Source organism: Bacillus sp. FSL K6-6038 (genome assembly GCF_038050455.1).
GTDB classification, from domain to species: Bacteria; Bacillota; Bacilli; order Bacillales; family Bacillaceae_G; genus Bacillus_A; species Bacillus_A pseudomycoides.
In genome coordinates, this window is sequence record NZ_JBBOUH010000001.1 from 2,060,386 (window position 1) to 2,082,826 (window position 22,441).

A 22,441-nucleotide genomic window follows, 5' to 3' on the forward strand; every position below is an offset into this window, starting at 1 on the left:
AAAGGATAGGGTAACCTATCCTTTTTGCATTCTGTGAACTTAAAGAGAAATGTCTTTTTCTTGCTGTTTTGTATGTTTTAACAAAATAAAAGATAAACAAGCAGAACAAAAAATTAGAAAAGCAGCAATGATATATATAGTACGGACACCGAACATATCGGTAATAATGCCAACGCATAGCATAGAAAGTCCTGAAACAGCCGAAGTAAGTGTACCGTGAGCTGTATACATTCTTGATAATAGAGATGGTGGTACGCTTGATTGTAAAACGGTTGTTTGGGAAATATCTCGAATTTGATAGGAAGGTCCCATTAGAACACAAAGAAACAGTGCAATAAATCCGTTGCTTGTTATGCCATATAAGAAGGTAAGCACGCTAAATAGAAGTGATCCTAAGGCCATTGAGCGTATTAAGTTATTTTGAATATATGTACTCATTCGCCATGCTAATAGCCCACCAATTAATGTTCCGAAATAATAGCTTGTGTTGATATAACCCCACCATTCTGCTCCTCTATGAAGAACAGTCGTTACGTAAGCCATAGTAATACCACCAATCCATATCGTTCCAGCAAAAGTTTCAATTAAGTCCATATATGTAACTATACGGAGGGAGGGATGCTGAAATAAAAGTTTCCATCCTTCTATTAATACAGCTGATTTGGAAGAGGATTTCTCTATTGTTTGTTCAGTTTGTATAGCGCGCAATGAAACATATAATGCAATACACCCCAAAATCATTAATACGTTGTTTATCATAAGTGTAGAAGTGGCACCAATCAATAAGACCACTACACTTGTGAATGAATAAGCAGCTGCTTGAACAATTTGTGTTGAAAAGGAAAAGACACTATTTACTTTTACTAACTTTTCTTGTGATGTTAGACGTGGAATAACAGCGTATAATAAAGGAGAACTCCAACCTTCGCATAATGAAATGAGAATAATAAAAGCAAGAAGGGCAATGATGTTAGATGATAGTAAGGGAAATAATGCAGTTAAAAGAATAAAAAAGAAAGTCTTAACGCCTTGCAATGTAAAGAGCAATGAATAAGATGGAAAACGGTTCATTAAAAGTGGTGCGGATGTACTCGCAATAAAACTTGTAATAACTCGTAATAATGGAAAAAGAGCTGTGATAGTAGCTGATTTGGTTGTTATATAAATATGAGTAGTAAGAATCATTATGTAAACAACTTCAGCAAGAGTGATGCACATTTTAGAAAACCAATAAAAGGATAGCGATTGTTGATGCAATATTGGTACCTCCACTCAAAGAATAATACATATTTCTTTATAGTAATCATAATTCGTGGAATAAATTTTTGAAAGAATTTTATTTTTTGTAACTTTTATACAGGGATTTTCATGTATAATAAAGAATATATTAATATAATATTTTAATAATACTCATTATAACAGTGAATATGTATAGTAGCTTCCGATGAAACGTCTCGCCTTAATTAGGAGGACGTGATAAACAATTCTTTTTTTTCATATACATATAGAAAATAAAAAAGAAAGTGAGGGTTGCATATGGCTGGATGGGTAGTTTGGTTTATTATAGCCGGTATTTTATTTATAGCAGAAATGTTATCGATTACCTTTTACATGTTATGGCTTGGAATTGGAGCGGTTGTCGGAGGTCTTATTGCATTGTTTGCTCCAGATGCACTATTTTTACAAGTTGTTGTAGGAGCAATTGTAAGTTTAACATTGACTTTCTTTACGAAACGAATCTCTAAAAATTTTCGAGAGGCAAAAGGATTTATCGATACTGTCGATAAATTAGCTGGTAAAAAAGGAATTATCCTGCAAGCGATTACAAGTGAAGGGAATGGGATCGTGAAAGTGGATGGCGATACTTGGACTGCTATTTCAGATGTTCCCATTTCTACTGGGGAAAGAGTCATTGTTATAAAGAGGAGCAGCACTGTTTTATATGTGAAAAGGGAGAGTGAATAAAAATGGTAGCATTAACATTAACGATTATTTTTGCATTAATTGTCATTGTATTTATCGCGTTAACAATTAAAATCATGCCCCAACAAAAGGTAGGTGTGGTTGAAAGATTTGGTAAATTCCAACGCATCATGCAGCCAGGATTAAATCTAATAATCCCAATTGTAGATCGTATACGTGTATACCATGATTTACGTATTCAACAAACAAATGTGCCACCACAAAAGGTAATTACGAAAGATAACGTACAGGTAGAAATTGATACAATAATTTTCTATCAAATTGTTGAACCGGAACTTGCGACATATGGTATTTCTAACTATGAATATGGTGTTCGTAATATTACATCTGCAACAATGCGTCAAATCATTGGTAAGATGGAGCTGGATGAAACATTATCAGGGCGTGAAAAGATTTCAACAGAAATTCGTCTAGCTCTTGACGAAGCAACAGAGAAGTGGGGCGTTCGTATTGAACGTGTGGAAGTTGTTGATATTAATCCACCAAAAGATGTGCAGGTATCCATGGAAAAACAAATGAAAGCAGAGCGTAATAAGCGTGCGATTATTCTAGAAGCAGAAGCGGCTAAACAAGATAAAGTTCTTCGTGCTGAAGGGGAAAAACAAAGTAAAATCTTGATGGCTGAAGGGGATAAAGAAGCGCGTATTCGCGAAGCAGAAGGTATACGAGAAGCGAAAGAATTAGAAGCACAAGGGGAAGCAAGAGCAATTGAAACGATTGCGAAAGCAGAACAAAACCGAATCGAATTAATACGTGCAGCGGACTTAGATGAACGCGTTCTTGCTTATAAATCATTTGAATCGTTAGCTGAAGTAGCAAAAGGACCAGCAAATAAGGTCTTCATCCCATCTAATGCAATTGAAACACTTGGCACACTTGGTGCAATCGGTGAAATTTTTAAAGAAAAACAAGCGAAGAAATCACCTTCGTCGGATACATCGAAAGAACAATAACTAATGAGAGAGAAATGGGCTGCCATTTCTCTTTTTTTATCATTTTAACAGAGAAGACCCCCTCCTCTAAACGAAGTGAAGGTGGGGGTAGTTCAATTAGGGAGAATTGTACAAAACAGGCGGTAGATATTTTGAAGATTTGTATATCATTTATATTTGCTCTAAGTGAGGCTAGGTAAGAAAAGACATTATTTTTAACTTACACTTAAACTTTGGTGCAACACAAATTGAAAATGGAATTCTAGTATGTAAGGTCTAATTTAAAAGTCTAGTAAATATATATTACATAAAGCTTGTACATATCCATGTTTGAACTACCACCACTTACTCATTGGTCTGTGCTCTTCACGTTCCTTGAGGTGGGGGCTTCTCACCTAAAATGATAAAGAAGGTGATACATTGAAAAAGTATGCAACTCGTATACATGGAAAGAAATTTCTATTTTTAATCTTATCATATGTATTTGTAGTGATAGTGGCGGCGTCTATTGTGACCTCGCTTTTACATACTATGAAATCTTATTATGCGAGTCAGTGGTTTGGAAAAGTATCAATGCAAGGATTTATTCAAATGTTTGAGAGTGAAAATCGTTATTTTGCATCGGATTATTTTAAAACAAATAAACGAGAGTCTGTTGGGAATTTATTGTTTTCTATCACAACAGATCTGAAAATACATGATTTACGAACGTTCGTTGGCAAAGAAGTACCGGGGATGTCAAAGTACTATTCTAATATTATCGTAGCTGGAGAAGGAACGGACTATACGAATATTCCGAATGAATCTAGTGTACCGATTGAAGAGGTAACGAAAGAACGGGAAGTAGCGAAAGATAAAGTCACAGAAGCAGACAAAAAGAATCCTGTACAAAAAAATAAAAACGATGCAAAAGGTGAAAAAGCTGTATATATTTATCACACGCATAGTTGGGAGTCCTTTTATCCATTGTTACCTGGGGCGAAGAGTCCATCAAGTCCGGATGTAAATGTCTCGCTTTTGGGAGAGCGTCTAAAAGAACAGTTGGAAGGGCAGGGAATACCGGTTCTTCATGACAAAACAAACATGGGTGATTTATTGGCGAATAAGAAATGGAAATGGTATCAAGCATATACCGCATCTCATGGATATGTGAAAGAAGCCTTGGCACAAAATGATAAGATTATGTTTCCAATTGATATTCACAGGGACGATCAGCGGAAGAATGTTACGACAAAAGTGATTAATGGCAAATCCTATGCGAGGTTATATTTTATAATAGGGATGGAAAATGCAGGGCGTTCTGATAATGAAAAGATTGCAAGAGCGATAAATTCGTATTTAGATGAAAACTATTATGGGTTAAGTAGAGGGATTTTTCCAAAGTATAAAAAGGATGGAAATGGAGTCTATAATCAAGATTTATCGAAAAATGCCATGCTTATCGAAGTTGGTGGCGTTGATAATACTTTAGAAGAGCTATATAACACAATTGATGTGTTAACTGAAGCATTTAGTAAATATTATTGGGATGCGGAGAAGGTGAATGAATGATGTGAAAGGAACAGGGAACTGTTCCTTTTTTACATGTCCCTTAAAAATTTTACTAGAATTTCATAATGTGAAATAAGGCAGTAGTTTTGAGTTGAGATTGTTTTATAATAATTTAAAATTCCGTCAATTTAAAAGGGTGACAGAATTTCTAAACTTATTTGTATAGTAAACTTCAAAATGTATATATTGGAGGGGTAAAAATGGCGATTCGAACAGGGGCTCAGTATATTGAAGGATTAAAGGCAAGAAATCCTGAAATTTGGATTGGTGGAAGAAGAATAACCGATGTTGTGAATGAAGATGTTTTTCGGGAACCGATTTTACAAATTGCTAAATTATATGATATGCAGCATGATCCAGAGTATCAGGACAAGATTACCCATATATGCGAAGAGACAGGAGAGCGGGTTTCGAATGCATTTTTAGTGCCAAAAAATTATGAGGACTTAAAAGCACGCCGCGAATTGTTTGAAGTATGGGCAAAGGCTACATTTGGTTTAATGGGCAGAACACCAGATTTTTTAAATGTTACAGTTACTTCAATGGCGAGCAATGCATGGTTTTTTGAAAAATTTGATTCCTCATGGGGGACTAATATAAAAAATTATTATAAACATATACGTGATCAAGATTTGTTTTTAACACATGCGATTATCAATCCACAAAATGATCGAAGTAAAGCCTCACATCAGCAAGAAGATGCAACGATGCATTTAGGTGTAGTGAACGAAACAGAAGAGGGAATGTATGTAAGCGGAGCTAAGATGTTAGCGACACTTGCACCAATTACAGATGAGGTAATCATTTATTCTTATCCAAGTTTTAAGCCGGGTGATGAACGTCATGCAATTTCTTTTGCAGTTCCTATTGATGCACCGGGTTTAAGGATCCTTTGTCGCGAGCCAATGCAAGATGGAAAACGATCCTTGTTTGATCATCCACTTGCATCAAGGTTTGAAGAAATGGATGCACTCCTTGTATTTCATAATGTGTTTATTCCATGGGATAAAGTGTTTATCTATCAAAGTGTAGAGGCTGGAAATCAGCTGTATCCAAAAACAGGAATTGGTCATCAACCAGCACATCAATCAGGAGTACGAGGATTAGTGAAACTTTCTTTTGCAGCAGAAGTGGCTATAAAACTAGCAGATTCAATTGGAGTAGACGGCTTTTTAAATGTACAAAATCAGTTAGCAGAATTAATACAAGATGTAGAAACAATCCGTGCACTCTTGCAAGTAGCAGAATATGAGTATGAAACGAATGCATATGGTGAAGCTGTTCCTGCGAGACTACCGCTTGATACAATACGTAGCTTATTACCTAAAATGTATCCACGTGCTATTGAAATTATTCAAACCATTGGGGCTGGTGGACTACTAATGTCGCCAACAGGTGCTGACTTTATGAATCCAGAGATTCAAGAGGATATGTATAAATATTATATCGGGCGTGAAGGAGTATCTTCTGAGGAACGCGTTCGATTATTTAAATTAGCTTGGGACTTATGCGGTGAAGCGTTTGGACAACGCCTATTACAATATGAGCGTTATTATTCTGGTGATCCAGTGAGAAAAATGGGCATGTTTTATAATGCGTACAAAAAACAACAATCGCTGTCACTTGTGGACAGTGCCTTGCGAACGGAATTATCTGGAAATTCATTAAGGTGACAATAAAATGATCGCGCTTACATTTTAAAATAAAAAAGGAAGGAGTGGCAAATAGATAACAAGAATTTTACTGTTAGGATGTAAATCTTCTTACATGTTTTAGCTATATATGAACCGGAAAATATGTAACTGGAATAGAGGAGGTAAGTTATTGTGATAGCATCTATCGGTAAAATTTGTAAAATTCTAAATTGTTTTACGAGTGGTGAGCCGGTGTTAGGAAATTCTGAAATTGCTGCAAAATTAAATATGAACTCGAGTACAGTTCACCATCTTGTCCGTACATTGTGTGAAGAAGGAATGTTAATTCGAGATGAGCAGAGAAAATATCGACTGGGATGGAAATTGTTGGAGTGGGGCAATCAAGTGATGTTTCAACAAGAGATTTATAGCGGGGCGATTCCAATCGTTGAAGAACTTGTAAGGAAATTTAATGGGACGGTGCATATCGGTATGTTTGACCGTGGAGATGTTGTATTTATTTTGAAAATTTCATCAAAGGATTCTGTTCAAATATCAACTCATGTCGGATCAAGAAAACCTGCATACTGCACAAGTACAGGAAAAGTTCTTCTTTCATTTAACCCTTCTTCTTTAGAGTATACTTCAGAAAATGGGCTGCTGCCTCGAGCACCAAATACAATTACTTGTATGAAGAGATTTCAAGAAGAGTTACAGACAATTCGTAAGCAAGGTTATTCCATAAGTGATAACGAAAATGAACATGGATTATATGGCATTGCGGCTCCTATTCGTTCTTACACTGGGAGAACCATTGCGGCTCTTAATATTGTTGGTCCGAAAACGTATATGCAAGGAAGCAATCGTCAAGTCATGATTCGAAGTGTGATGAATACTGCAAATTTAATTTCAAAGGAATTTGGTTATTTAGACATTTAATCATAACTGTAAAAGAGAGGTGAGAATCATTTATATACATGATTATAGTGTACCTGAATTGGAAAAATCGATTGTTTCTATTGGTGCTTTTGATGGTGTGCATAAAGGACATCAGACCGTTATTAGAAACGCGGTGGAGAAAGGGAAAGAGCTACAGATTCCAAATGTCGTGTATACATTTGATCCGCCACCACGTTCTTATTTTCAGGGAGCACAAGTGCTAACGCCAATTAATGAGAAGTTAAATCGATTTCAGGAGCTCGGTGTTGAACATGTAATTGTTATTCGTTTTGATGAGTTGTATGTAACGAGAAAGGCTAGTTACTTTATTCAAGAATTACAAAGATTATGCCCAATTGAAATTTATGTCGGAGAAGATTTTCGATTTGGAAAAAATCGCGAGGGTGATATAGAGCTACTGATGAAATACTTTGATGTTTCTATCGTCGAAGAGGTTTGCTGCGAAGAAGGTGAACGAATTTCATCAACGAGGATACGGAATCACTTATTTCAAGGAGAATTACAAAGGTCTCAATCCTTATTAGGATGGCCTCTTAAAACAATATAAGCGAATGAATTATAAGGAGGAAAAAACATGTCAAAAACATTACAATCTTTTAATTTACTAAAATGGATTGATGAAAATAAAGAGTTATTGAAACCACCGGTAAATAACAAGGTAATTTGGCAAGACTCAGAGTTTATTGCCATGATTTTAGGAGGGCCAAATAGAAGACGTGATTTTCATGTTGATCCTTCAGATGAATTCTTTTATCAAATAAAAGGCGAATGTTATGTGGAATGTATTACGGAAGAAGGGAAACGTGAAGTTGTTACAGTGAAAGAAGGAGATGTGTTTATGTTACCAGCCATGGTGCCACATTCACCGCACCGCGTTGCAGACACATATGGATTAGTAATTGAAAGGAAACGTAACCAAGGAGAACTTGAAGATTTTGTTTGGTTCTGTGATGAGTGTAATCATGAAATGCATCGCGTACGGGTTCAATTAACCGATATTGAAAAACAAGTGAAAGAAGCGATTCATAGTTTTAATTCAAATAAAGAAATTCGTGCGTGTAAAAACTGCGGACATATTATGCCAGAAGAAGTGGAGGAATGGAAGTGCGAATAGATTTTCATACACATATTATTCCTGAAACATTTCCGGATTTTGAGGAGAAGTTTGGTGGTGGACGTTGGCCGATATTAAATCGCACTTGTACATGTGGTGCTGCGATTATGGTTGGTGGGAAAAACTTTCGCGATGTGACAGATCAAGTATGGTGTCCGGAGAAAAGAATTGAAGATATGAACCGTGAAGGTGTTGATATACAAGTATTATCACCAATTCCTGTTACATTTTCCTATTGGGCAAAACCAGAAGAAGCTGAAGCAATGGCGCGTATTCAAAACGATTTTATTGCGGAAACCGTCTTGGCATATCCAGATCGTTTTGTTGGATTAGGAACAGTGCCAATGCAAGATGGAGAAACGGCAGTTCGTGAGATGGAGCGATGCATAACAGAATTAAACTTACATGGAATTGAAATTGGCACGAATGTCAATGGGAAAAATTTAGATGATCCTTCATTTATTGAGTTTTTCCAGATGGCTGAAAAATGGCAAGTCCCAATTTTTATTCATCCGTGGGAAACATTAGGGCGAGATAGAATGCCGCATCATAATTTTATGTATACAGTTGGGATGCCAAGTGAAACGGCTCTTGCCGCAGCCACACTTATATGGAGTGGGATAATGGAGAAGTTTCCTAGGTTAAAAATTTGCTTTGCTCATGGTGGAGGTTCTTTTCCATATATTTTGCCGCGATTAGATCAAGGGTGGCAAGTATGGCCACATCTGAGATTAACTACATATCCTCCGAGCCATTACGCAAAGAAATTTTACTTCGATTCTCTAAACTATGATCCTATCAACCTTAAATATATGATAGAGCGATTTGGACATGAAAAGATTTTTATGGGGTCGGATTATCCGTTTTTACTACGAGAAATTCAGCCAGGTAAAGTAATTGACGAGACACTTGATTTATCAGAGGAGCAAAAGGAAGCTATGCTTGGTGGAAATGCAGCGAGTTTCTTAAATATTGATATGAAAAAAAGAGGTGTAGTATATGCAGAGAGTACAAACACCAGAGAGTAAATTAAATGAAATGGGACTCACACTACCAGCTATTCGTCCAGCGGTAGGTAATTATGTAAGTTGTGTAAGGGTCGGAAACTTATTGTTTACTGCTGGACAAGGTGTTGACCAGTACCATGGGAAATTAGGTGAAGATGTATCAATAGAAGATGGATATAAGGCAGCTAGGCAGTCTATGTTGAACTTATTAAGCGTTGTAAAGAATGAACTCGGTGATTTAAATAAGGTGAAACGATTTGTGAAGTTACTTGGATTTGTAAATAGTACAGAAGATTTTATTGATCAGCCAAAAGTGATGAACGGTGCATCCGATTTATTAGTAGATGTTTTTGGTGAAAAGGGAAAGCATGCTCGTTCCGCTGTTGGAATGGCTCAACTACCGAATAATACAACAATTGAAATCGAGATGGTTTTAGAAATTGTAGAGTAGGAGGTAAAGAGTGTGAATAAAGAACTATTAGCTGAAAAAATGAAAGTAAAAGATGCGAAGTTATTTATTGATGGTCAATATGTCGATGCGATGTCCGGCGAAACGTTCGATACGTTCAATCCATCGACAAATAGAAAACTTGCCTCTGTTGCACAAGCAAATGAAGAGGATACTAAGCGAGCAATAGACGTGGCGGGGCGTACATTCACAAGTGGTATCTGGAGTAAAATGCCTGTGGAAGAGCGCTCAGCTATTTTATGCAAAATGTCAGATTTGATTATGCAAAAAGTAGATGAATTAGCGTATATAGAGACACTTGATGTCGGAAAGCCAATAAAAGAAAGTCGTGGTTTTGATATTCCGCGTTCTGCACATAATTTTCGTTTCTTTGCCGAGATGGCAAAGTATATAGTACATGAACATTATGATAAGCATAACTTTATGTCATATGCAAAATACGCACCAGCAGGAGTAACGAGCTTAATTATTCCTTGGAATTTGCCATTTATGCAGATGACGTGGAAGGCGTCAGCTGCACTAGCCGCTGGTAATACAGTAGTTGTGAAACCAGCATCTTACACGCCGCTAAGTGCAGTCATGCTTGGGGAAATTGCGAATGAGGCAGGGCTACCTCCAGGTGTACTGAATATTATTACAGGGCCAGGAAGTACGGTAGGAACGAAAATGACGACGCACCCGTCTGTAAGACGTATTTCATTTGTGGGGGAAAGTAATACAGGGAAAACAATTATGCGGAATGCTTCAGAAAACTTAATACCAGTTTCATTAGAATTAGGCGGAAAATCAGCAAACATTGTATTTGAAGATGCTGACTTAGATGAAGCGGTACAAGGGTCGATTGAAGCAATTTATCGGAATCAAGGAGAAATTTGTTTAGCTGGTTCAAGATTACTTGTACAGGAAAGCGTATATGAACAGTTTCTAGAGAAATTTGTAAAAGCGGTGAAAAACATAAAAGTGGGAGACCCTCTTGATGAAGATACAGATATGGGAGCGCTTGTTTCGAAATCACATCTAGAAACAGTTGATCAGTACGTGGAAATAGGTCTTTCAGAAGGAGCAAAATTAGCCCACGGCGGAAAAAGAATCGAGAGTTTAGCACAAGGGAACTTTTATGAACCGACTATATTATATGATGTCGATAATCGTATGCGTGTAGCTCAAGAAGAGATTTTTGGTCCAGTTTTAGTTGTTATACCATTTAAAACAGAAGAAGATGCAATTCGTATTGCAAATGATTCTATTTATGGTTTAGCGGGAGTTGTTTGGACAAATGATCTTAGAAGAGCACAACGAGTTGTTTCGCAAATTGATTCGGGATTATTATGGATTAATTGTTGGTATGTGCGAGATTTACGTACCCCATTTGGTGGTTCTAAGGCAAGTGGTATTGGCCGAGAAGGTGGACGCCATAGTTTTGAATTTTATACAGAAGCAAAGACAGTTACGATGAAATTATAAAGTGAAACTTCCATCAGTGGGGGCTTCACCAATCGGGCTTTTACGGGCAGTTATCCCCCGCCTATCTTTTTTGCTTCTTTCTGAAACCTGAGGTGGGGGGCTTACTGCCTGCGAATAGCGGGGTAAAATGAATGTTCCATCAATGGAATGGTATTTCCACTGATGTGTTCTAAATATAGATTTTAAAAATGAGGTGAGATAAATGCAAGTGTTAATAAAGGAATTAGCAGATGAACTTATACAGGCAGAACAAACGTGTAGACCAATTTCGCCTTTCACGGAAAGGTATTCAAATCTATCAGTTTTAGATTCGTATAACATTCAGCTCGAAGTAGTGGGACGAAAGTTAAGACAAGGCCGCACAGTGATTGGGAAGAAAGTTGGACTTACGAGTAGTGCAATGCAGCAAATGCTTGGGGTAGATGAACCAGATTACGGACATTTACTAGATGATATGAAAGTAGAAAGTGGAAGTGTAATCTCGGTAGATTCGTTTGTATCTCCAAAAGTAGAAGCGGAAATTGGATTTGTTTTAGCTGAGGATTTAAGTGGACCTAATATTACATATGTAGATGTGCTAATGGCGACGAAATATATTGTACCTACACTTGAAATTATTGATAGTCGTATTGCAGATTGGAAGATTAAGCTTGTCGATACAGTAGCAGATAATGGTTCTTCTGCAAAAGTAGTTGTTGGTGAAAAGATGTCCAATGTATCTGAAGTAGATTTGCGTACGGCTGGAATGGCGCTCTATAAAAATAATAGTTTAATTGCTACTGGAGCAGGAGCAGCGGCATTAGGACATCCTGCACAAGCGGTTGCTTGGCTAGCGAATAAACTTAGTGAATTTCATATTTCATTGAAGGCAGGGGAGTTAATTTTGCCAGGTGCATTATCGGGCGCTGTTTCAGTTCAATGTAATGATGTAATTCAAGCCGATTTCGGATCTCTTGGTTCGGTTTCTATTAAATTTGTATAGTTTTATAGTTGTGTGAAAAGGAGGGGATATATGTGGGGAAAGTGAAGGCGGCTATTATAGGTTCCGGAAATATCGGTACGGATTTAATGTATAAATTAAGAAGAAGTGAAGTAATTGAAATGACTGCCATGATAGGGATAGATTCTGAATCAGATGGATTAAGGCGAGCGAAGGAAGAAGGATATGAGATTTTTGATAATGGTATACAAGCAATTATTGAGAATCCTAGCATAGCGGATATTATATTTGATGCAACTTCAGCCAAAGCTCATATTCGTCACGCGGAAGTCTTAAGAGAGTTAGGAAAGCTAGTGATTGACTTGACCCCTGCAGCATGTGGCCCATTTGTTTGTCCAGCTATACAAGATGGTACTCATGTAGAAATGCGAAATGTCAATATGATTACATGTGGTGGGCAGGCAACAATTCCAATTGTTCATGCAATCAATGAAGTAGCGGACGTTACGTATGCGGAGATAGTTGCTACGATTTCTAGTTTAAGTGCAGGTCCAGGTACACGGGCAAATATTGATGAATTTACGATTACAACAAAGCGTGGGATTGAAGAGGTTGGGGGAGCAGACTGTGGGAAAGCACTTATTATATTAAATCCTGCGGATCCTCCTATTTTAATGAGAGATACAGTATATTGCGAAGTTAAGCATATGGATGAATTCATTATTGGGCAAGCAATTTGTAAGATGGTTGAAGTAGTTAGGTCATACGTTCCAGGATATTCTTTAAAACAGGAACCGATGTTTGATGGGAACCGTGTGACTGTATTTTTAGAGGTAGAAGGAGCCGGAGATTACTTTCCGCCGTATGCTGGTAATTTAGATATTATGACAGCAGCGGCATTAAAAGTTGGTGAAGGATTTGCATCTCGAATAATTGGAGAGCAGAAGCGAGGTGTGATGAGTGAAAAGAAATAGTGATATGCCAATCAAAATAACTGAGGTTTGTTTGCGTGATGGAAGTCATGTAATGAGGCATCAATTTACAGAGGAACAAATTCGGTCTGTAACTAGGTCGTTAGATGAGGCTGGTATGCATTATGTTGAAGTTAGTCATGGGGATGGATTAGGTGGTTCCACTTTGCAATATGGAAAATCGTTAGTAGATGAAATGAAACTCATTGAAGCGGCAGTGGAAGAATGTAGACAGTCAAAGGTAGCTGTGTTACTTATTCCTGGTATTGGCACTGTCCATGAATTAAAACAAGCAGAAAGCATTGGAGCAAGACTTGTTCGTGTAGCAACCCACGTAACGGAAGCGGATGTTTCCGCTCAACATATTCATTTTGCACGAGAATTGGGTATGGAAGTGTGTGGTTTTTTAATGATGGCACATTCGGCACCGATACAGAAATTGGTAGAACAAGCAAAACTTATGGAAAGTTATGGGGCACAAGCTGTCTATGTAACAGATTCAGCTGGAGCTTTATTGCCTCGTGAAGTACGTGAACGTATCCAGGCATTACGTCAATCTCTAAATATCGAAATCGGCTTTCATGGCCACAATAACCTTTCTGTTGCAGTAGCGAATACGATTACTGCAATTGAAGAAGGAGCAACCCGAATTGATGGAAGCGTCCGCTGCCTTGGAGCTGGAGCTGGGAACGCGCAAACAGAGGTATTGTTAGCTGTATTGGATCGGATGGGATATACGCTAGATGTAGATTTGTATAAAATGATGGATTTGGCAGAGGATATTGTTGCACCGCTGTTACCAGGGCCACAAGAAATTCAAAAAGGTAGTCTTGTCATGGGATACGCTGGTGTATATTCTAGCTTTTTACTACATGCTGAGAGAGCTGCTCATAGATTTGGTGTAGATGCTCGTGATATTTTAATAGAACTTGGCAAGAGAAAAGCAGTTGGTGGGCAAGAAGATATGATTTTAGATGTAGCAGCTGAATTAGCAAAGATAAAAACGGGGGTGTAAAATATGGCTTTAGTTAAAGGAGCGGATTCAGAGATTATTGAATATTTACTTCAGGCGGAGAGGGAACGAAAAGAAGTAGTAAAGGTAACAGATCAGTATCCGGATTTAACAGTAGAAGATGCTTACATATTGCAAAAACAATTAGTTGAACAAAAGATGAAAGAAGGATCCAAACGAGTTGGTGTAAAGCTTGGGTTAACGAGTAAAGCGAAACAACAAATGATGGGGATTGAGGAAGCAATTTACGGTTATTTATTACATGATATGTTAGCGTTTGAATGGGAACCTGTGCAGTATGAAACGTTGATTCATCCAAAAGTAGAACCAGAGATTGCCTTTTTAATGGGAGATGATTTACAAGGTACTAGCGTTACAGCGGATGATGTATTAAAGGCAACAAAATATGTTACGCCAGCTTTGGAAATTATTGATAGTCGTTATTTGAATTTTAAATTTACATTGCCTGATGTAATTGCAGATAATTGTTCATCCTCAAAATTTCTATTAGGAAGCAAATGGATTAACGCTCAGGAAATAGACTTAGCTAATGTTGGAATGGTTATGTCGAAAAACGGTAAAACGGCGACAACTGGTACAGGGGCAGCTGTACTTGGACATCCGGCAACGGCAATTGCTTGGGCGGTAAATAAACTTGGATTACAAAATGAAGGGTTAAAAAAAGGTGATATTGTGCTAAGTGGGGCATTATCTGAAGCGGTTGCTTTCAAAACTGGTGACGCTATTATTGCGCAGTTTGAAGGGTTGGGTAGTGTATCGATGTTTTGTGAATAAAGAGTAAAGCGAGAGATGGATATGCCAATTGTACAAATTCAAGTTATTGAGGGTAGAAAACAGGAGCAGATTCAAAATCTCATTTCAAATGTTACAGATGCAGTTGCAAAAAGTTTGGATGTAGATGTTGAACGTGTGCGTGTACTAGTAAATGAGATTCCGGGTTCGCATTGGGGTGTTGGAGGAAAGGTAAAAGGTAGTGTGGAAGAAAAATAGTGTTGTTGAGTAAAAGTAATTCTTATTTTTAATAAGAATTACTTTTTGTTTGTAGCGCGAAAGTAAGAGAGTTAGATCGTGATACGCTTCATCTAACTTGGATAAGGTGTCTAAATTATAGTGAATTTTTATAAGGATGTTCTTGCAATAAAATAGAAAAAATGAGTATAATGAAAAAGTAGTTAGTCAAACTAATTACTTTGGAGAATGATATTGAAAAAAGGAGAAACTGGGAGCAATGACTTCAAAAAACGATTCTCATCCTTTAGGGATAGAACCTTATGCAAAGTTGATAAAAACGACAGCATCAGCAGACACGGACCCAATCGCAGCAAAACTTGGTTTACTGATGCTATGGACATCTGATGATGTTTTGGATGCAGTTGATCTGGATTTAGCGCCACTTGGAATTTCTGAAAGTAAATTAGATTTTTTATTGTTATTTATTTTACGTGAAATTGAATTGAATGAGGAAGAAGCTAGTATGAGTCCTTCAGCTATTGCAAACCGCTTAGGAATTACGCGCGCTTCAGTCACTGGATTATTAGATTGGATGGAAAAACGCGCATTAATTGTAAGGTACCACCATGCTGAAGATCGCAGAAGATTAAAGGTGAAGATTACTCCGAAAGGAAAAGAACTTGTTTTTCTTTCCTTACCAACTTTTTGGTCTTCGTGTGCATCATTGGTGGAAGATTTTAATCAAGAAGAACGTCAAATATTAGAGAAATTATTAAATAAGATGCAAATAAACATGCGATTGAAAGTGGGAGAAGGTAGGTAAATAAGTTGATTATAAAAATCGACTTATTTATTTGGTTATATAGTTAGGTTACCTAACTATATGTGTGGCTAACAAAATGAGAGGAGGTGATGAAATAATTAAATCAATATTGTATTTTCGGTAAAGGAGTTGAAAAGGGTTAAGTTAAGTAGAGGACGTAAAAAGCAATAATTTTTTATGATTTTATTTTAGGCACTTTTGAGGCGCGGAATGTAAACAGTATGAATTTAAATGACAACTTTACTAAAGAGGAGGATTCAAGTTGCAAATTTCAAAAGAAGTGAATTCTATAAAGAATTATGCGTTAATGACAGCTGTTTTATGCTGGTCGGGTATGGCAGTTATGTCAAGTCTTTATGTTACAATTCCATTGATTCCGATATTCGCAGATTTTTTTCATGTTTCATTAACGCAATCTGCAATTACTGGTAGTATGTTTTCACTCGGTTTTGCGATTGGTTGTTTGCTATTTGGTGCGATATCTGATAAATATGGTCGAAAGAACGTCATTCTGATGGGGTTAATTGGATTAGCGATTATTTCCTTCTTATTAGGCTTAGTCAATAGTCTATCTTGGCTTGTTGTGCTACGTGGGTTACAAGGTATAGCGGCAGCTACTTTCTCCCCAGTAGCGTTAGCTTACGTTGTAGAATCGTTTCCGGTAGAAAAGAAAGTTACAACCATAGGATTTGTTAGCACTGGTTTTTTAGTAGCAGGAATTGTAGGTCAAGTTATGAGTACTGTAATTAGTCAGTATTTTGGATGGCATATGGTGTTTTTTCTTCTTAGTAGCGTATATATGGTTACTGCTTTATGGATCTATTATTCTCTTCCAAGAGGAGAGTCGTCTCAATCATACACGGATATATTAGGACCAGTGAAACAAATGGGTAAGGTCTTCACGCAAAAAAACTTAGTATTAAGCTATATGATTGCATTTGTCTTATTAATGGCTTTTGTAAATATGTATACTGTTTTAGGAAACTATTTAAGTTCGTCTAACTTTCAGTTACATGCAGATCAAATTCTCTACGTTCGCTTAGCTGGATTATTTGGAATGTTGCTTTCACCACTTGCAGGGCGTCTAACAATGAGATTTGGTGTTAAGCAGGTTCTTCAGGGAGGATTATTAATAGCCATTCTTAGTTTAAGCTCATTGGGGGTTATTTCTAGTCTTCCTTTTCTTATAATCATGAGCGTATGTTTTGTTGTCGGAATTGCTTTATCTGTCCCGGCATTGGTCACTCTTGTCGGAGAGTTAGGTGGGAAATCAAGGGGAATAGCAGTTTCAATTTATACTTTCATTTTATTTTTAGGAACAAGTATAGGACCTGTTATCTCTATTTATCTTATGAATATTGGCGGATATTCTCAGACTTTTGTTTTGCTAGGCTCAATACTATGCGTCGGTTTGTTTTCTTCTCTTTTCATTAACAATCAATCTATTTTTGATGAGGCTTAAAATCGATTCATGCAGCTTGAACAAACATTGTAATTCTCCTCATCTCCGTATATAATAGTGTCTTAGGAGTATTAATCTATATTCAAAATTCCGAAAATTCTAGTAGTTTGACTAGGAAAATGAAAAGTATTATATTGTAAAAGGTCATAATTAAACGAGAAATAGAATGGAAAGCAATTATTGAGTTAGGAGTTTAGACCCATGAGTTCGAGATATGGAAGAGATACAATTGTTGAAGTTAACTTAGATGCTGTAAAACATAATGTAAGAGAATTTAAAAAACGTGTGAATGATAAAAATATTGCAATGATGGCAGCGGTAAAAGCAAATGGGTATGGACACGGGGCGGTTGAAGTCGCAAAAGCGGCAATTGAGGCAGGAGTGAATCAACTTGCTGTTGCTTTTGTAGATGAAGGAATCGAACTACGCGAAGCAGGAGTTACTGTGCCGATTTTAGTTTTAGGTTATACACCAGTGGAAGTTGCTAAAGATGCTATTGGGTATGATATTATGATGACGGTATATAGAATAGAGGATCTAAAAGGTATCAATGAAATTGCTAAGCAACTTGAAAAGAAAGCGCATATTCAAGTGAAAATAGATACAGGAATGAGTCGCATTGGTTTACAAGAAGAAGAGGTTGCGCCATTTTTAGAAGAACTAAAAAATATGAAATATATAGAAATAGAAGGTATGTTTACACATTACTCTACAGCTGATGAAATTAATAAAATATATACAAATATGCAAACGAGTTTATTTGAGAAAGCTGTAAATGCAGCGAAGGGAATGGGTATTCATCTTCCGTATATCCATAGTTCAAACAGTGCTGGATCAATGGAGCTAAGCAATACATTTCAAAATATGGTTCGTGTTGGAATCGGAATTTATGGTATGTATCCTTCGAAAGAAGTAGATCATACAGTTGTTTCTTTACAGCCAGCACTATCATTGAAGTCGAAAGTGGCTCATATTAAGCACGCGAAAAAAAATCGTGGTGTAAGTTATGGGAATACGTATGTAACAACAGGAGAAGAATGGATTGCGACTGTTCCAATTGGTTATGCAGATGGATATAACCGTCAGCTGTCGAATAAGGGGCATGCGTTAATTAATGGAATTCGTGTGCCAGTTCTTGGGCGCGTTTGTATGGACCAGTTAATGTTAGATGTTACAAAAGCAATGCCTGTACAAGTAGGAGATGAAGTTGTTTTCTACGGTAGACAAGGTGAGGAAGAAATTTCTGTAGAAGAAATCGCGGATACATTAGGTACAATTAACTATGAAGTGACTTGTATGCTAGATCGAAGAATTCCACGCGTATATAAAGAAAATGATGAAACGACTACTGTTGTGAATATATTAAGAAACAAATGAATTAGAAAAGGACTGAATCGCTAAGATTCAGTCCTTTTCTAATTCATTTTAACCGAGAAGACCCCCTCCTCTAAACGAAGTGAAGGTGGGGGTAGTTCAATTTAGTAAATCATAATAATCATACCTTGTTGTAATCTCAAAACCACACTGTTTATAAAGTTTTAGAGCACTATCGTTTTTAGTTTCAACCTCTAATTCAATCTTCGTTCTTCCCTCAGTTAATAGCTGATGTACGATGTACTGCAAAATGCTTTTTCCATATCCTTTTCCTTGATAAGAAGGATGAACAGCAAATCCGGATAAGGAAGTAAATCCGTTTTGTTTATTTACTGTAATGGTCCCAATTGGCTGTTTATGGATGAGAGAAATATATACTTTGTGAGTAGGAGAAGACATTATTTTTTGTAACCAGGAGGATGTGTTTGTCAATGAATCGCCAAAAGCTTTACTAGATATTTCTAAAAGAGTAAGAAATGTCGCAGTCGATACAGGGATAAGCTCAATCGTATGTTTTTGTATAGTCGTTTGCTGTGTATCTAACTGAAACTCCATACCGTACTCGCTGTATAAGTATGGTAAGTTAGTTTGTTCGGCAAATTCTTTTCCAGATGTTGATGCCCCGTTTATGATGAGCAAGACTTCATCAACATCTCGTTGTTGTATTTCTTCCATGGCCGTTTGTAAAAGAGTAGTTCCTACTTTTTGTTTTCTGAAATGGGGGTGGACAAATCCTGTTAATTCAAGTTTTGTCGGTCTTTCAAATTCATACATGTTTAACACACCGATTAATTGTTCATTGTTATAAAAAAGAAAATCGTTTAGCCGGTTTTCGTTTCGATTCTTAAGAATATTGACATGCAAATCTGTTGGATAATCGATGCCATCGTTTCGCTTACAAATATGAGCTAAATCTATGATGTGCTGTATTTCAGGTATTGTTAATCGTTTCTTTTTTTGAATTTGCATAGTGTAATCTCCTTAAGAGTATTTTAGAAGAAGACGGGGTGTTGTAGCCACTCCTCTAAATCCATATTTCCTTGAACGGATAATAATCGATATAAATATCGGTACGGTGCCCTACATTGTTCTAAATTAGAAAGAGGCATAATTGTTTCGTAACCTTGTCGGAATGCATGATCTTCATAACCTGGGTGTAACGTGTCTATAGATAGGATAGGAGAGGTAAATAGCTTTTGTAACATAAGAAAACTCCTTTTCTCTAAAAATTCGATAAAATCATTATATATCACCTAGAAATAGAATATATAAAAATTTCCAAATTAGTGTCGGATTTGTGTAAATAAATCCATTTCTTTGCAAGAATAGAGAATTATAGGTATGATAATACTAAGAAAATATATCTGTTTTGGGGGTAATCAATGAAAAAAATATTTGAATATGTTTTATTAACAATTGGATCGATTATTGTAGCTGGCTCATTGGAGTTGATTTTGGCACCAAATGGACTGGTAGATGGTGGGGTAACAGCCATTTCTATTATGGCGAATAAAGTTGCTGGATTACCGCTTTATGGTGTGTTTTTAGGACTTAACATTCCTATCTTATTATTTACTGCAAAAGTAATGGGGAAAAAATTCTTTATTCGTACGTCCTATGCCAACGTTGTAACAACTCTCGGATTAATTTATTTGAAGCCATTTCCAGCTATCACAACGTCTGAATTACTAATTGTATTGTATGGTGGAGTATTATTTGGAATTGGTGTTGGAATTGTTGTGAAGATGGGTGGTGCAATTGACGGGTCAGAAATGTTAGCGGTCTGGATGAACAAACATTTTAAAGTGCCGATTAGTACATTTTTACTTGCTGTAAATGCTGTTATTTTTGTATTTGTCGCTATTTTGTTTTCAATCGAGCAAGCAATGTTCTCACTTGCAATTTTCTATATTGTTACGAAGATGATTGATTTCATATTAGATGGCATTAATCAAGGCAAGAGTGTCATGATTATTTCGAGTAAGAATAAAGAAATTGGTGAACTTCTTATGAAGGAGTTACAACTTTCAGTTACGTATCTACATGGAGAAGGTGGTTTTTTAGGAGAGCACCAGAGAATTATCTACTGTATTACAAACCGTTTTATTTATCCAAAGATGAAAGATCTCGTTCTCTCTGTAGATTCAAGTGCCATCATTGAAGCTTCTTATTCAACGGAAACAACTGGCGTAAAACGCCCAGGTATCTCATCACGTTCAGGGCAAACATCAAATGATTAGGCATGTAAAAAAGCTGTTCCTTGCAATTATTTCTGCAGGGAACAGCTTTTTTTTGCAAACCAAGCTTCTTTTAATAATGTTACAACAGTTTCGATTGCATCAATCGGTATCCCTCCAAAACCTAATAATACATGAGCTTCTTCTTGCAAATTATTTACTGGATCGTATATGGATAGAGGGTAAAGCTTTACATGTTTTTCAGCAGCTGATTGAATGAGTTCTTGTTCATTCATGCCGTTATGAACATGTAGTACAATGTGAAGTCCAGATTGATCCCCAAGTATATTAACACCAGTGCCCATTTGATTCACAAGTGATTTGACTAGTTTATGATGTTTTTTCTTATATAATGTACGAACGCGGTTTAAGTGCCGATCCCAATCTCCTTTTTGGATGAAGTTAGCAAGAGCAAGCTGTTGTATTTTAGAAACAGTTTGTTTAAAAATGCCGCCTAAGTTTTTATAGACTTCCAAAAGATGATTAGGAAGAACGATATAGCCCATTCTTAAGGAAGGTAAAAACGATTTTGAAAAAGTTCCCATGTAAATAACACGTTCATTTGTATCAAGCCCTTGCAGTGAGGGAATAGGTTTTCCAACGTAGCGAAATTCCCCGTCATAATCGTCTTCAATAATATAACCAGAGCGATCATTAGCCCATTTTAATAACTCAAGCCTCCTTGATAAAGGCATAATCATGCCATATGGAAATTGATGAGAAGGCGTAACATAAGCAACATTCGCATCGCAATTATTGAGAGATGAAATGTTCATTCCTTGCTCATCTAATGGAACAGGATGAAAAGGAAGACTGCAGCTTTGGATAATAGCTTTTACGCGGTGAAACCCAGGATTTTCGATTGCGTATGATTTTTGCTGCCCAAGTAATTGAATAAGTAACCAAAGAAGGGGTTGTGTACCAGCACCAATAATAATTTGGTTAGGTGTGCAATGAACCCCGCGAGCATGATACAAATATTTTGCAATGTGAGTACGAAGTATATATTCTCCTTGTGGATCTTCTTTTGTAAATAATTCGTTTTCATATTGGAGTAAACATTCTTGTAGTGCTCTTTTCCAATTTGAGAGTGGAAAGGCTGTTTGATCGATGTTTCCTTGACTACAATCAAAAAAGAGCGGTTCTGTTTGTTTTTTTTCAAATTGGTAAAATGGAGCGTGTTGTTTATTTGGTATAACATCTACATCTACTTCTGTAACAAATATACCACGCTTCGGTTTACTGTCCACATAGCCTTCCGCGGATAACTGCTGATAAGCTGATTCGACTGTAATGCGGCTAACACCAAGTTGTAATGCTAAATTTCGGTGAGAAGGGAGCTGTGTTCCGGCAGGGAGCGTTCCCTTTAAGATTTCTTGTTTCATGTAGTCATAAATTTGTATATAGATGGGTGTTTTACTTTCTAATTGTAGAGGAATGGTTAAATCCATTGCATGTGCTCTCCTTTAAAACTGGCCTTATAAAAAAGGGATGAACTGCCACTTAAGGAAAGGGCAGTCTCTATTTATAATAATA

At 36.8% G+C, this 22,441-nt stretch carries 23 protein-coding genes; 19 read left to right on the forward strand and 4 right to left on the reverse strand.

Features of this window, described 5'->3' with window-relative positions; all coding sequences use genetic code 11:
- Window positions 1-39: 39 nt before the first annotated feature.
- Entirely contained in the window at window positions 40-1,218 is a 1,179-nt protein-coding gene (locus NSQ40_RS10580; RefSeq protein WP_078211714.1) for an MFS transporter, read from the reverse strand.
- A gap of 318 nt (window positions 1,219-1,536) precedes the next feature.
- On the opposite strand from NSQ40_RS10580, the gene NSQ40_RS10585 reads away from it, so the two are divergent.
- The 18 genes from NSQ40_RS10585 to alr all read left to right on the forward strand — a co-directional run bounded on the left by NSQ40_RS10585 (window position 1,537) and on the right by alr (window position 18,671).
- The gene (locus NSQ40_RS10585; protein WP_003197168.1) at window positions 1,537-1,965 is read left to right on the forward strand and encodes an NfeD family protein; all 429 of its coding nucleotides are present in this window, start codon (window positions 1,537-1,539) and stop codon (window positions 1,963-1,965) included.
- Window positions 1,966-1,967: 2 nt separating this feature from the next.
- Window positions 1,968-2,936, forward strand: coding sequence for an SPFH domain-containing protein (locus NSQ40_RS10590; protein WP_003197170.1), 969 nt, complete (start codon window positions 1,968-1,970; stop codon window positions 2,934-2,936).
- 399 nt (window positions 2,937-3,335) lie between these two features.
- Window positions 3,336-4,466, forward strand: a complete 1,131-nt coding sequence (gene spoIIP, locus NSQ40_RS10595) for a stage II sporulation protein P (protein ID WP_016114609.1) — start codon at window positions 3,336-3,338, stop codon at window positions 4,464-4,466.
- 200 nt (window positions 4,467-4,666) lie between these two features.
- On the forward strand, window positions 4,667-6,139 hold the full coding sequence (locus NSQ40_RS10600) for a 4-hydroxyphenylacetate 3-hydroxylase family protein (RefSeq protein ID WP_018765489.1): 1,473 nt from the start codon (window positions 4,667-4,669) through the stop codon (window positions 6,137-6,139).
- A gap of 153 nt (window positions 6,140-6,292) precedes the next feature.
- Window positions 6,293-7,039, forward strand: coding sequence for an IclR family transcriptional regulator (locus tag NSQ40_RS10605; protein WP_341286107.1), 747 nt, complete (start codon window positions 6,293-6,295; stop codon window positions 7,037-7,039).
- A 19-nt stretch (window positions 7,040-7,058) separates the two neighbouring features.
- Window positions 7,059-7,607 carry an FAD synthetase family protein gene (locus tag NSQ40_RS10610; protein WP_098803387.1) on the forward strand — a complete coding sequence of 183 codons (549 nt, stop codon included), beginning with the start codon at window positions 7,059-7,061 and terminating at the stop codon, window positions 7,605-7,607.
- A 27-nt stretch (window positions 7,608-7,634) separates the two neighbouring features.
- Window positions 7,635-8,174: a 3-hydroxyanthranilate 3,4-dioxygenase gene (gene nbaC / locus NSQ40_RS10615; RefSeq protein WP_003197181.1), complete on the forward strand. Its 540-nt coding sequence runs from the start codon at window positions 7,635-7,637 to the stop codon at window positions 8,172-8,174.
- Window positions 8,159-9,202 carry an amidohydrolase family protein gene (locus NSQ40_RS10620; protein ID WP_033794804.1) on the forward strand — a complete coding sequence of 348 codons (1,044 nt, stop codon included), beginning with the start codon at window positions 8,159-8,161 and terminating at the stop codon, window positions 9,200-9,202. Before nbaC ends, NSQ40_RS10620 begins: the two co-directional genes overlap by 16 nt.
- Complete coding sequence (locus tag NSQ40_RS10625; protein ID WP_041488410.1) at window positions 9,174-9,632, forward strand: RidA family protein; 459 nt, start codon at window positions 9,174-9,176, stop codon at window positions 9,630-9,632. Before NSQ40_RS10620 ends, NSQ40_RS10625 begins: the two co-directional genes overlap by 29 nt.
- A 12-nt stretch (window positions 9,633-9,644) precedes the next feature.
- Window positions 9,645-11,114: an aldehyde dehydrogenase gene (locus NSQ40_RS10630; protein ID WP_097786792.1), complete on the forward strand. Its 1,470-nt coding sequence runs from the start codon at window positions 9,645-9,647 to the stop codon at window positions 11,112-11,114.
- 202 nt (window positions 11,115-11,316) lie between these two features.
- Window positions 11,317-12,096, forward strand: coding sequence for a 2-keto-4-pentenoate hydratase (locus tag NSQ40_RS10635; RefSeq protein WP_003197188.1), 780 nt, complete (start codon window positions 11,317-11,319; stop codon window positions 12,094-12,096).
- Window positions 12,097-12,128: 32 nt separating this feature from the next.
- Window positions 12,129-13,028, forward strand: coding sequence for an acetaldehyde dehydrogenase (acetylating) (locus NSQ40_RS10640; RefSeq protein ID WP_003197190.1), 900 nt, complete (start codon window positions 12,129-12,131; stop codon window positions 13,026-13,028).
- A complete protein-coding gene (gene dmpG, locus NSQ40_RS10645) occupies window positions 13,015-14,040 on the forward strand; it encodes a 4-hydroxy-2-oxovalerate aldolase (protein WP_041488411.1) in 1,026 nt (341 codons plus the stop codon). Before NSQ40_RS10640 ends, dmpG begins: the two co-directional genes overlap by 14 nt.
- A gap of 3 nt (window positions 14,041-14,043) precedes the next feature.
- Window positions 14,044-14,832, forward strand: coding sequence for a 2-keto-4-pentenoate hydratase (locus NSQ40_RS10650; RefSeq protein WP_003197195.1), 789 nt, complete (start codon window positions 14,044-14,046; stop codon window positions 14,830-14,832).
- A gap of 15 nt (window positions 14,833-14,847) precedes the next feature.
- Complete coding sequence (locus tag NSQ40_RS10655) at window positions 14,848-15,048, forward strand: 4-oxalocrotonate tautomerase (RefSeq protein WP_003197197.1); 201 nt, start codon at window positions 14,848-14,850, stop codon at window positions 15,046-15,048.
- Between the two features lie 238 nt (window positions 15,049-15,286).
- Complete coding sequence (locus NSQ40_RS10660) at window positions 15,287-15,832, forward strand: MarR family winged helix-turn-helix transcriptional regulator (protein WP_003197200.1); 546 nt, start codon at window positions 15,287-15,289, stop codon at window positions 15,830-15,832.
- 262 nt (window positions 15,833-16,094) lie between these two features.
- Complete coding sequence (locus tag NSQ40_RS10665; protein ID WP_003206975.1) at window positions 16,095-17,294, forward strand: MFS transporter; 1,200 nt, start codon at window positions 16,095-16,097, stop codon at window positions 17,292-17,294.
- Window positions 17,295-17,495: 201 nt separating this feature from the next.
- Entirely contained in the window at window positions 17,496-18,671 is a 1,176-nt protein-coding gene (alr, locus tag NSQ40_RS10670; RefSeq protein ID WP_097786793.1) for an alanine racemase, read from the forward strand.
- Between the two features lie 96 nt (window positions 18,672-18,767).
- On the opposite strand, the gene NSQ40_RS10675 is transcribed toward alr, so the two are convergent.
- Complete coding sequence (locus tag NSQ40_RS10675) at window positions 18,768-19,637, reverse strand: GNAT family N-acetyltransferase (protein WP_003197204.1); 870 nt, start codon at window positions 19,635-19,637, stop codon at window positions 18,768-18,770.
- Window positions 19,638-19,660: 23 nt separating this feature from the next.
- Window positions 19,661-19,873, reverse strand: coding sequence for a hypothetical protein (locus NSQ40_RS10680; RefSeq protein ID WP_003197205.1), 213 nt, complete (start codon window positions 19,871-19,873; stop codon window positions 19,661-19,663).
- Between the two features lie 177 nt (window positions 19,874-20,050).
- Between NSQ40_RS10680 and NSQ40_RS10685 the strand changes: the two genes are divergently transcribed.
- On the forward strand, window positions 20,051-20,908 hold the full coding sequence (locus NSQ40_RS10685; protein ID WP_003197206.1) for a YitT family protein: 858 nt from the start codon (window positions 20,051-20,053) through the stop codon (window positions 20,906-20,908).
- Window positions 20,909-20,934: 26 nt separating this feature from the next.
- Here the strand turns inward: NSQ40_RS10685 and pdxR are convergent, their stop codons facing one another.
- Window positions 20,935-22,356: a MocR-like pyridoxine biosynthesis transcription factor PdxR gene (gene pdxR, locus NSQ40_RS10690; protein ID WP_003206981.1), complete on the reverse strand. Its 1,422-nt coding sequence runs from the start codon at window positions 22,354-22,356 to the stop codon at window positions 20,935-20,937.
- Window positions 22,357-22,441 lie beyond the last annotated feature (85 nt).

Bases quoted from the DNA above. Each gene is read 5' to 3' on its own strand.
- NSQ40_RS10580 (WP_078211714.1), bottom strand. From the start codon at position 1,218: ATGTGCATCACTCTTGCTGAAGTTGTTTACATAATGATTCTTACTACT.
- NSQ40_RS10585 (WP_003197168.1), top strand. From the start codon at position 1,537: ATGGCTGGATGGGTAGTTTGGTTTATTATAGCCGGTATTTTATTTATA.
- NSQ40_RS10590 (WP_003197170.1), top strand. From the start codon at position 1,968: ATGGTAGCATTAACATTAACGATTATTTTTGCATTAATTGTCATTGTA.
- NSQ40_RS10600 (WP_018765489.1), top strand. From the start codon at position 4,667: ATGGCGATTCGAACAGGGGCTCAGTATATTGAAGGATTAAAGGCAAGA.
- nbaC (WP_003197181.1), top strand. From the start codon at position 7,635: ATGTCAAAAACATTACAATCTTTTAATTTACTAAAATGGATTGATGAA.
- NSQ40_RS10620 (WP_033794804.1), top strand. From the start codon at position 8,159: ATGGAAGTGCGAATAGATTTTCATACACATATTATTCCTGAAACATTT.
- NSQ40_RS10625 (WP_041488410.1), top strand. From the start codon at position 9,174: ATGCAGAGAGTACAAACACCAGAGAGTAAATTAAATGAAATGGGACTC.
- NSQ40_RS10635 (WP_003197188.1), top strand. From the start codon at position 11,317: ATGCAAGTGTTAATAAAGGAATTAGCAGATGAACTTATACAGGCAGAA.
- NSQ40_RS10650 (WP_003197195.1), top strand. From the start codon at position 14,044: ATGGCTTTAGTTAAAGGAGCGGATTCAGAGATTATTGAATATTTACTT.
- NSQ40_RS10655 (WP_003197197.1), top strand. From the start codon at position 14,848: ATGGATATGCCAATTGTACAAATTCAAGTTATTGAGGGTAGAAAACAG.
- NSQ40_RS10660 (WP_003197200.1), top strand. From the start codon at position 15,287: ATGACTTCAAAAAACGATTCTCATCCTTTAGGGATAGAACCTTATGCA.
- alr (WP_097786793.1), top strand. From the start codon at position 17,496: ATGAGTTCGAGATATGGAAGAGATACAATTGTTGAAGTTAACTTAGAT.
- NSQ40_RS10675 (WP_003197204.1), bottom strand. From the start codon at position 19,637: ATGCAAATTCAAAAAAAGAAACGATTAACAATACCTGAAATACAGCAC.
- NSQ40_RS10680 (WP_003197205.1), bottom strand. From the start codon at position 19,873: ATGTTACAAAAGCTATTTACCTCTCCTATCCTATCTATAGACACGTTA.
- NSQ40_RS10685 (WP_003197206.1), top strand. From the start codon at position 20,051: ATGAAAAAAATATTTGAATATGTTTTATTAACAATTGGATCGATTATT.
- pdxR (WP_003206981.1), bottom strand. From the start codon at position 22,356: ATGGATTTAACCATTCCTCTACAATTAGAAAGTAAAACACCCATCTAT.